Raw genomic sequence first — 9,003 nt, 5'->3', positions numbered from 1 at the left:
GCCTCGGTTCGTCGAGGCCGGGCCTGCCGTGGGTTCGAGCGGAGGGTGTCAGGAACCCGCTGCCTCGAGGCCGGTGGTGATGTCGGCGAGGATGTCGTCGATGTTCTCGATGCCGACGGCCAGGCGGACCAGGCCGGGGGTGACGCCCGCTGCCAGCTGCTCTTCAGCGGTGAGCTGCGAGTGGGTGGTGGATGCCGGATGGATCACCAGCGAACGGACGTCGCCGATGTTGGCGACGTGGCTGTGCAAGGTCAGCGCGTTGACGAACTTCTTACCGGCGTCGATACCGCCCGCGAGTTCGAACACCACGATGGCGCCGGGCCCCTTCGGCGTGAGCTGCTCGGCCCGATCGTGCCAGGGCGAGGACTCCAGGCCCGCATATGCCACCGAGGTGACCTCGGGCCGGGCTTCGAGGAACTCGGCCACCTTCTGCGCGTTGGCGACGTGGCGTTCCATCCGCAGGCTCAGGGTTTCGATGCCCTGCGAGATGAGAAACGCGTTGAAGGGCGAGACCGCCGAGCCGAGGTCGCGCAGCAACTGCACGCGTGCCTTGAGGGCGTACGCGGGAGCGCCGAGATCGGCGAAGACCACACCGTGGTAGCTGGGATCGGGCGTGGTGAAACCGGGGTGCCGGCCCTGCGTCCAGTCGAAGGTGCCGCCGTCGACGATGACGCCGGCGATCGCCGTGCCGTGACCGCCGAGGTACTTGGTCGCCGAGTGCACCACGATGTCGGCGCCGTGCTCGAGGGGACGCAGCAGGTACGGGGTCGCGACCGTGTTGTCCACGATCAGTGGCAGGCCGTTGTCGTGGGCGACGCCCGAGATGCCGGAGATATCGAGGATGTGGTTCTTCGGGTTGGCGATGGTTTCGCCGTAGAACGCCCGCGTGGTGGGACGCACGGCGTCGCGCCACTGGTCGAGGTCGTCAGGATCCTCGACGAACGAGACCTCGATCCCGAGCTTGGGCAACGTGTAGTGGAAGAGGTTGTAGGTGCCGCCGTACAGGTACGGGCTCGAGACGATGTGGTCACCGGAGCCGGCGAGGTTGAGAATCGCGAACGTCTCGGCAGCCTGCCCGGAGGACAGGAGCAGCGCGGCGACGCCACCTTCCAGCGAGGCGATGCGCTGCTCGACCGCGTCCTGGGTCGGGTTCATGATGCGCGTGTAGATGTTGCCCGGCTCGGCGAGACCGAAGAGCGCTGCCGCGTGATCGGTGTTGTCGAAGGTGTAGCTGGTGGTCTGGTAGATCGGCAGCGCGCGGGCCTTGGTGTCGCCCCCGGCAGGCTGACCGACGTGGATCTGTTTGGTCTCGAAGCTCCACGACGCGCTGGGATCGACTGCTTCGGGGGTGTTGTCACTCATGGGTCTACTGCTCCGGATTCGGTGAGGTGAACGGGTCGTCGTGACGCTGACCTTGCGGCTCCGCGCGCGACGCCGTCGAATGCGGTCCGCGGGGGCCGGGGTGGGTGCGGGCGGTCAGCCGGCCGGGCACCCGCACATACACAGGCGACAGGCATGACGGTGCGGTCGCTGTGCCGACCGCTCGTACGTCTTGCTCACGGCTTCGACAATAACGGCTGGCGACGATTCCGACCAGGCCCATAGGAAACCGGGGGCAGGTCAGGGGGTGTGGCCGGTGAACGCTACCTACAGCCTGTGTGTTGCCCTTTCGGAGCCGTGTGTGATCCTGCTAACGTGCTGGAACAGATTCTAGTTTCGTGGGGCGCGCAGGGTCGTGGCCAGTGCTTTTGGAGGTAAATTTGACCGCCGTCGACTTCTCGCTCGGGCATGCACCCACTCCCGCGAAGCGCGAACTACCACCTTCGATGATCGATCGGATGACGCTCATCCTCGAGAGTTTCGACAGCAGGGGAGCGCTCACGCTCGAAGAGGTCACCTGCCGTTCGGGGCTTCCCCGCTCGACGGTGCACCGCATCCTCGACCAGCTGGTCGGGCGCGGGTGGATCGACCACGCGTCGTTCGGATACTGCCTGGGAGCACGCGCGCTCGGACTCGGCGGTAGCGACACAGGGCATCGGCGTATCCGAGAGGCGGCAGCGCCGCATCTCCATGAACTCGCGCTGCAGACGGGCGCGGTCGTGCATCTGACCGTCCTCGACGGCAACGAGGTCCTCTACCTCGACAAGGTCGGGGGGCAATTCGCGTCGAGTGTCCCGTCGCGTGTCGGCGGACGTTTTCCCGCATATGCCACCGCATCCGGCAAAGCGATCCTCGCCTGGCTCGAGCCCGAGCGCGTCGACGCTCTCTACGGCAAGCGTCTGCCGCCGTGCACCGATCGCACCATCGGCGACAACGCGACGCTCCACCAGGAACTGAACCGCATCCGCAAGCGCCGGGGTGTCGCTTTCGAACGCGAGGAAGCCGCGTCCGGCATCGGATGTGTGGGCGTAGCGCTGCGCGGCGTCGACGGCCCTGTCGCGGCGCTCTCCCTGGCCGCAGACGCACGTTCGACCCGCCTCGAATGGGTGGCGCCGATCGTCGCCGACGCGGCCCGCAAGATCACCCGCACCCTCTTTCCGGATCACGACCGGGAAGAGACGCCCGGCACGGCACTGCCGGCGTCAGGCTCGCTCGACCGGGTCGTCGCCAAAGCTGCCGGAAGCCGGTAGGGCAGAGAACTCCGGGCGGAAGGGCGACTTCGCCGCGGAAGGCGGGCGGGCGACGTCAGCGTTCCGGGTGCAGCGCCATGTACCGCGCGGGCAGTTCTCCGCCGCCGTGCACGGCGAGGTCTGCTCCGTTCACGTACGACGCCAGCGGGCCGGCGAGAAACAGGCATGCACCCGCGATGTCGGAGGGCACGGCCATGCGCTGCATCGGCAGTGTCTTCGTCACGGCGGCACCGCCGTCTGCCCCGTACACCTCCGCTGCGGCTTCGGTCCGGATCAGGCCGGTGGTGATGTGGTTGACCCGCACTGCCGGAGCCCACTCGAGGGCGAGCGCCTTCGTCAGCGCGAGCAGTCCTGCCTTCGCGGCCGTGTACGCGGCGGTACCGGGCTGCGGGTCGTGTGCCGACACGCTCCCGATGTTGATGATCGACCCGCCGTCGTCCTGCCGGCACATGACGGCATTCGCCGCCTGGGCGACGTAGAACGGGGCGAGCAGGTTGAGTGCGACGATCTTGTCGAAGAAGCGTGTCGAGACGGTCGCGGCGTCAGAATCGGGCGACCCACCGGCGTTGTTCACGAGAACGTCGAGACGGCCGAATTTTTCGACGGCCGTCTCGACGAGAGACTTCGCCTGCCCGGCATCGCGGATGTCGGCAGCGGTGAACGCGGCGGAACGGGAATCCACTGTGGGCAGCGTGTCGGGCGCGGTGCGACCGCATACGAGTACGTCCGCGCCGGCGGCCAGGAAGGTCTCGGCGATGACGTACCCGATGCCCTTGGTGCCGCCGGTGACGAGGACCGCGCGACCGGTGAAATCGGCAGGATTGTCGAAGAACATGCCGCGGAGACTATGACGAAATGTGCGCCGGTGCCCCGACGTTCCCGCTCAGCAGGTGCCTACAGCAGGTGCACCTTCTTGTAGAGGATCTTCGACGGTCCGCCGATCAGGCCCACGTTGTCGAGGAAGGTCATGAGCTTGGCGCCGGACTTGCGCACCCGGTCGTGGTGGTGCGTGTTGTTCCGGGCTTCTTCGAGGGCGCGCTCGGTGTCGAGGCCCGCGTTGGCGTAGACGTCCGGGTGGATCATGCTCTTGACGACGAAAAACACGACGACCGCGGTGTTGATCCGTTCGATTGCGAGCCGCAGGCGGCTCGCACCGTTCAGTCGGCGTCCCACTTCTTCACGGGCGAACCGGATGTGGCGCGCCTCCTCGAGGACGTGGATCTTCGAGACCGCACGTGTGACGGGCTGGACGCGTTCGTCGCGCATGAAGTCGCGCTGCATCATGTCGAGGATTTCTTCTGCGGCCATGACCGCGGCGTACGCGTTGGCGCCCTTGAAGAAGTGGCCCCACAGGCGGCCGAGGTGGTGGATGTAGCGGGGCGGCCCGTAGCTGGGCATGTTCAGCCGTTCGCCGGCCCGGGCGAACATCACGGAGTGGCGGCACTCGTCGGCGATCTCGGTGAGCGCGAACTGGACGTGCCGGCTGTGCTTGTCGCGATCGTAGACGTCGCGCAGAAGCATCTGCATGAGCAGGATTTCGAACCACAGGCCGGTGCTGGACACACTCGCGGCTTCGTTCTTGGTGAGTTCGATGCGCTGTTCGTCGGTGAGTTCGTCCCACAGGGCGGTGCCGTAGAGCGTGCTCCACTCGGGGGTCATGCCGAACTTGTCGTCGGGGACGGGGGCCTCCCAGTCCACTTCGACGACGGGGTCGTACGACTTGCGGGCGGACGAAGCGAGCAGGCGACCGGCAGTTTCCTCACGATCGGAAAGCCGGATGCCGGGTACGAAACCCTTGCTGGATTCGCGGGTGAGCGATGCGGTCATGTCTCCACCTTTTAGTGTGACGACGGGTAACTGTTAAGTGAGGTTAGCGTGATCGCGCGCACAGCACAACGTCTGCGTCCGACTCCGTGTCGGACGCAGAGAGGAGCGCGAGGGACAGCTACGAGCGCGCGGGTGCCCAGAGTGCCGATGCGATCGCGCCGACCAGCAGAATCGCGGCCATCGCCCACAAGCCCTGCTGCATGCCTGCCAGGAACGCGTCCCGCGCGAACTCCGCGAGCACGTCGCCCTGGGGACCCGCCTGTTCGGCGACCTCGACTGCCGCGGCCAGCGAATCCTGCACTGCGCCTCGTGCCGGTTCGGGAATCGTCGGTGCGATCGGATCGATCCGGTGCCCGTACGCGGCCGCGAGCACACTGCCCGCGAGGGCGACGCCGATAGCAGCGCCCACCTCGCGAGTCGCGTCGTTGACGGCCGACGCGACACCCAGTTGGTCCTCCGGCGTGTTGGTGACGATCGCGTGGGTCGCGGGCGCGGTGCAGACACCGATCCCGATACCGGCGATCGACATCGCGATGGCGACGTCGGCGTACGACGAGTCCGCGTCCAGCAGACTCATGACGATCATCGACACCCCGATCAGGGCGAGCCCGACGCTCATGAGGACACGGAGTCCGAACCACCGCAACAACATCGGCACCCCGACCGAGAGCACCATCACCACCAGGAAGATCGGGGTGAGGGCCACGGCCGACATCAGCGGCGAATACCCGAGCACGAGTTGCAGGTATTGCACGATGAGATAGAAGACGCCGAATCCGGCGAGATACTGCAGTGTGAGGCCGCCTGCTCCGACCGCGAAGGCGCGCTGGGAGAACAGCCGTACGTCGAGCAGGGGTGCTGGTGAGCGCCGCTCGACGAGCACGAACGCCACTCCTGCGGCCACTCCCGTGACCAGCGCGCCGACGGTGAGTGCGTCGATCCATCCGCGCTGCGGGCCCTCCATCACGCCGAGGACGAACAGCCCGACCGCCGCCACGACGAGCACGGCTCCGACGATGTCGAACCGCGCCGGTTCCGCCGCGCGGGAGGACATGATCGTGGCGCCCGCGACGACGAGCACGGCCGAGATCACGGCGAACGCGGCGAAGATGAGCTTCCACGACCCGTATTCGAGAATGACGCCCGACCCGAGCATGCCGATGACCGCGCCGGATCCGGCGACCCCCGCCCAGATTCCGATGCCCCGGGAACGATGCTCCTCGGTGAACGCCGCGGTGATGAGGGACAGCGTCGCAGGCATGACGAGCGCCGCACCGACCCCGGCCACGGCGCGCGCCGCGATCACCCAGTTCGGATCGGACAGGAGCAGGGGAAGCGCCGACCCGATCCCGAAGACGGCCAGGCCCGCCAGCATGACTCCGCGCCGGCCGAACCTGTCTCCGAGCGCGCCCGCCGGGAGCAGCAGTGCCGCAAGGGCGAGCGTGTATCCGTCGACGATCCACGTGAGCTGGGCCTGGGTCGCCCCGGTCTCGACCGCGATATCCGGTAGTGCCGTGTTGAGCGACGCCATCGCCGCGATGACGGCGGCGACCGCTGCGCACGCGACGGTGAGCAGCCATAACTGAGACCCCGTCATGCGGGTCTTCTGCACGGCGAGCGAAGCTGATTCGGACACGGGCGCCTTCCGGACGAACGTGGTGCCGGAGTAGGAAAAAGACTGTCGGCATCGTAGCCGAACCGGCGGTGCGGGACCGGTCACGACGCGGCGCCCCCGGCCGTGTCATAGCGCGGCAGTGTCAGGCCGCGGAGTCGGGAGGGGCCGTGGGGGTCTCCGTGCGCGCCTCCGTGTCCCGCCCTCGGCGCAGCACGTACGCGCGCGAGTGCCGGAAGTCCTTGACCCGCAGGTTCCGCACGACATGGAGCCGGAATTCGCGGTGGTCCTCGAGTTCCGCGGCGAGCTGCTGGTCGATCAGGATCGAACCGGGGCGAGCGGCACCGGTCAACCGCGCGGCGATGTTGACCACCGATCCGAACAGATCGCCGAACCGGGCCAGCGCCGGACCCGAGGCCAGACCGATCCGCAGGGCAGGTGTGTCTTCGAACGCGGCGAACGCTTGCTGCAGTTCCAGCGCGATCCGCGCGGCGTCGACCGCATCCTCGGCGGCGAACATCACCTCGTCGCCGACGGTCTTGATCACCCAGCCGGCGTGGCGGGTGATCACGCCGGACACCGCGGCCTCGAAGTGATCGAGCAACACGTTGAGTTCGTCGGCGTCGATACGCCGGGTCAACTGGGTGTACCCCACCATGTCGGCGAATCCGACGACGAGCGGACGGGTCTGCGCGTCCCCTTGGACGCGGACGGCGGTGCGGTTGGTCGTGGCGACCAGGTGCCGACGCCACATGTAACCCTGGAGGCTCTCGGCACGGTTCGCCACGCGGCGGAGGATGTCGTCGACGAACTCGCGGATCTCCTCGTCTTCCGGGGGTGCCGACGCCGTGCCGTACGCGGTGGAGAGCTGGGAGACGACGTGGCTGCTCAAGAGGGCGAACTGCCATTCGCTCAGCCGCGACATCGACTGTCCCAGCGAACGCGCCGCGGATATCTCGGCGGAGGGGTCGATGGCGCCGCTGCCGAGGATCGCTGCGAGATTGCGCAGGGCGCCGAGATCCCCGTCGGTGAACATGACCGCGCCCGGGTCGGGGTCGACCGTGAATCCCAGGGCCTGCCACAACTGGCGGACACGGGTCGGCTCCAGCCCGGCGAGGTCCGCGACCTCGCGCAAGGTGTAGCGGCGAACGCCGAGCAGGGTGCGTTCGAGCTCGGCGCGGATCGTCGCAAGCACCTCGGGGGTGGCCTGCGACCGTTCATCGGGCGGGGTCACGAGACCATCCTTACCTGTACTTCGGTTGGCGAGGCTGTAGATTCCGCCACCGGCGCTCGGTGTCGTGTCGTACACATGTGCGACAGTGGGCGTCGAAAAAGCGCCGGACAATCCAGCGAGCCGAGAAAGGACATGGCATGCCGCCCCGCACACGCGCGGACCATCTGACGGAGGAGCAACTCGGCGAGCTGAGTAATGCACTCGCGGAGGGTCGTCGCGCGACTGTATATCTCATCGACGGCATTCCGAGCCTCGGCATCGAACCCGGCGCGTCGGCGCGGGTGGTGTCCGTTTCCGGCACCACCGTCATGGTGCGGCCGAAAGGGGTCGACGACGAGTTGCCCTTCGAGTCCGACGAACTGCGCCTGACCCGGCAACCCGCCGGGGCGCCGGCGAAGAAGACGGCGGCCACGAAGTCCGCTCCCGCGAAGGCGGCGGCGTCGACGTCCCCGGCTGTGACCCCTTCTGCCGGGAGGCTTGCTGCCACCAAGCCTGCTGCCCCCCAGCCTGGCGCCGCCGGTCCCGCTGCCGCCAAGCCCGCGTCGAGGCCTGCTCCTCCGGTGCGTGGTGCCCAGACCAAGAGCGTCGAGGAGACGAAACCCGTGAACGACACGACCCCCGGTTCCGCCGCACCCGCGTCGCCCGCCAAGCCGAAAGCCCCGGCGCGCAAGGGTAAGAAGGCGCCCACGATCAGCATCACCATCACCATCGACCCCGAGAGCGAATGGACCGTCGGAATCGCGCACGGCACACGGAAGGTCGGCAAGCCGGCAGCCGTGGCGCCCGACGCCGTCGAACGGGCCGTCAAAGAACTCGGTGATCCCGGTGCCGTCGAGGCGGTCCAGTCCGTGATCGACGCGGCCCGCAGCGCAGCCGAGGAACGTGTTGCGCAGCTCAGCCGCGAACTCGAGGAAGCCCGAAAAGCTCTCGAAAGTCTCGGCGCAACCCCGAAAACAGGCATCGACCTCTAGTACCCTCACAACGAAGGTCGCCCGCCGCGCGAGAGGGACACGATGTTCAAAAGGTTCGCTCTACTGGCCGCCGCAGTGATGGCGTTGGCGGGCGGTGGGATGGGGATAGCCACCGCAGCACCTCCTGTCACCCTCGGCGGTGGTTCGGGGATCACTCTCGGTGATGGTGGCCAGGACATGTACGACTGCACCCTCACCACCATCGGAAACGACGCCTCGGGTCGTCTCGTCGGCCTGACCGCGGCGCATTGCGGTCTCCCCGGCATGACCGTGAAGGCCGAGTACGACACCGCGGCCGGTCCCGTCGGGCGGGTCGTTTCCGCGAACACCGTGCTCGACTACGCGGTCATCGAGTTCGATCGCGGCAAGGTCGTGCCCGTCAACCGGGTGGGAAACACGTCCATCACCGGAGTAGGGGCTCCCGCCGGTTTCCCCGATATCGCGTGCAAAGAAGGCCGTGCGACGGGCAACACGTGCGGTGTCGTGTGGGGCGACGTCTTCGGTTCGCAGGAAACCTGGACCCAGGTGTGCGTGATCGAGGGCGACTCGGGTGCGCCACTGGTCGTCGGCACGACGCTCGTCGCGATGGTCAACGCCTACCTGTTCGCGCCGTGTGCCGGCCCGCAGGTCGGAACGAACATCGACGTGATCTTCGGCGACATCGACGCCCGCGGCGGCGCGGGAGCAGGGTTCCGGCCGATCTAGCCGGAACGCCCACTCCCGCAAGAC

Annotated in this window: 8 protein-coding genes; 3 read left to right on the top strand and 5 right to left on the bottom strand. The window is 67.8% G+C overall.

Annotation, left to right across the window (positions count from 1 at the left end; genetic code table 11):
- Positions 1 to 48: 48 nt before the first annotated feature.
- Positions 49 to 1,362, bottom strand: coding sequence for a bifunctional o-acetylhomoserine/o-acetylserine sulfhydrylase (locus tag ACFWBU_RS18175; RefSeq protein ID WP_169622877.1), 1,314 nt, complete (start codon positions 1,360 to 1,362; stop codon positions 49 to 51).
- A gap of 398 nt (positions 1,363 to 1,760) precedes the next feature.
- Here ACFWBU_RS18175 and ACFWBU_RS18170 point away from each other — a divergent pair, with 398 nt between their 5' ends.
- Positions 1,761 to 2,630: an IclR family transcriptional regulator gene (locus ACFWBU_RS18170; protein ID WP_240952787.1), complete on the top strand. Its 870-nt coding sequence runs from the start codon at positions 1,761 to 1,763 to the stop codon at positions 2,628 to 2,630.
- 55 nt (positions 2,631 to 2,685) lie between these two features.
- On the opposite strand, the gene ACFWBU_RS18165 is transcribed toward ACFWBU_RS18170, so the two are convergent.
- The 4 genes from ACFWBU_RS18165 to ACFWBU_RS18150 form a co-directional block, all read right to left on the bottom strand.
- Positions 2,686 to 3,465 (bottom strand): SDR family oxidoreductase, encoded by a 780-nt coding sequence (locus ACFWBU_RS18165; RefSeq protein ID WP_169622878.1) that lies wholly within the window; start codon positions 3,463 to 3,465, stop codon positions 2,686 to 2,688.
- 59 nt (positions 3,466 to 3,524) lie between these two features.
- Complete coding sequence (locus ACFWBU_RS18160; protein ID WP_296549207.1) at positions 3,525 to 4,457, bottom strand: diiron oxygenase; 933 nt, start codon at positions 4,455 to 4,457, stop codon at positions 3,525 to 3,527.
- Between the two features lie 118 nt (positions 4,458 to 4,575).
- Positions 4,576 to 6,054: an MFS transporter gene (locus tag ACFWBU_RS18155; protein ID WP_378528912.1), complete on the bottom strand. Its 1,479-nt coding sequence runs from the start codon at positions 6,052 to 6,054 to the stop codon at positions 4,576 to 4,578.
- 160 nt (positions 6,055 to 6,214) lie between these two features.
- Entirely contained in the window at positions 6,215 to 7,303 is a 1,089-nt protein-coding gene (locus ACFWBU_RS18150; protein ID WP_378528910.1) for an adenylate/guanylate cyclase domain-containing protein, read from the bottom strand.
- Between the two features lie 137 nt (positions 7,304 to 7,440).
- On the opposite strand from ACFWBU_RS18150, the gene ACFWBU_RS18145 reads away from it, so the two are divergent.
- Positions 7,441 to 8,274 (top strand): DUF6319 family protein, encoded by an 834-nt coding sequence (locus ACFWBU_RS18145; RefSeq protein WP_378528909.1) that lies wholly within the window; start codon positions 7,441 to 7,443, stop codon positions 8,272 to 8,274.
- A 42-nt stretch (positions 8,275 to 8,316) separates the two neighbouring features.
- Positions 8,317 to 8,979: a serine protease gene (locus ACFWBU_RS18140; RefSeq protein ID WP_378528908.1), complete on the top strand. Its 663-nt coding sequence runs from the start codon at positions 8,317 to 8,319 to the stop codon at positions 8,977 to 8,979.
- Positions 8,980 to 9,003 lie beyond the last annotated feature (24 nt).

The sequence above is a fragment of the Rhodococcus sp. NPDC060084 genome (assembly GCF_042730335.1).
In the GTDB taxonomy this organism is placed as follows: Bacteria; Actinomycetota; Actinomycetes; order Mycobacteriales; family Mycobacteriaceae; genus Rhodococcus.
The sequence above is the reverse complement of the archived record's forward strand: the minus strand, read 5'-3'. Positions and strand labels throughout refer to the sequence as shown.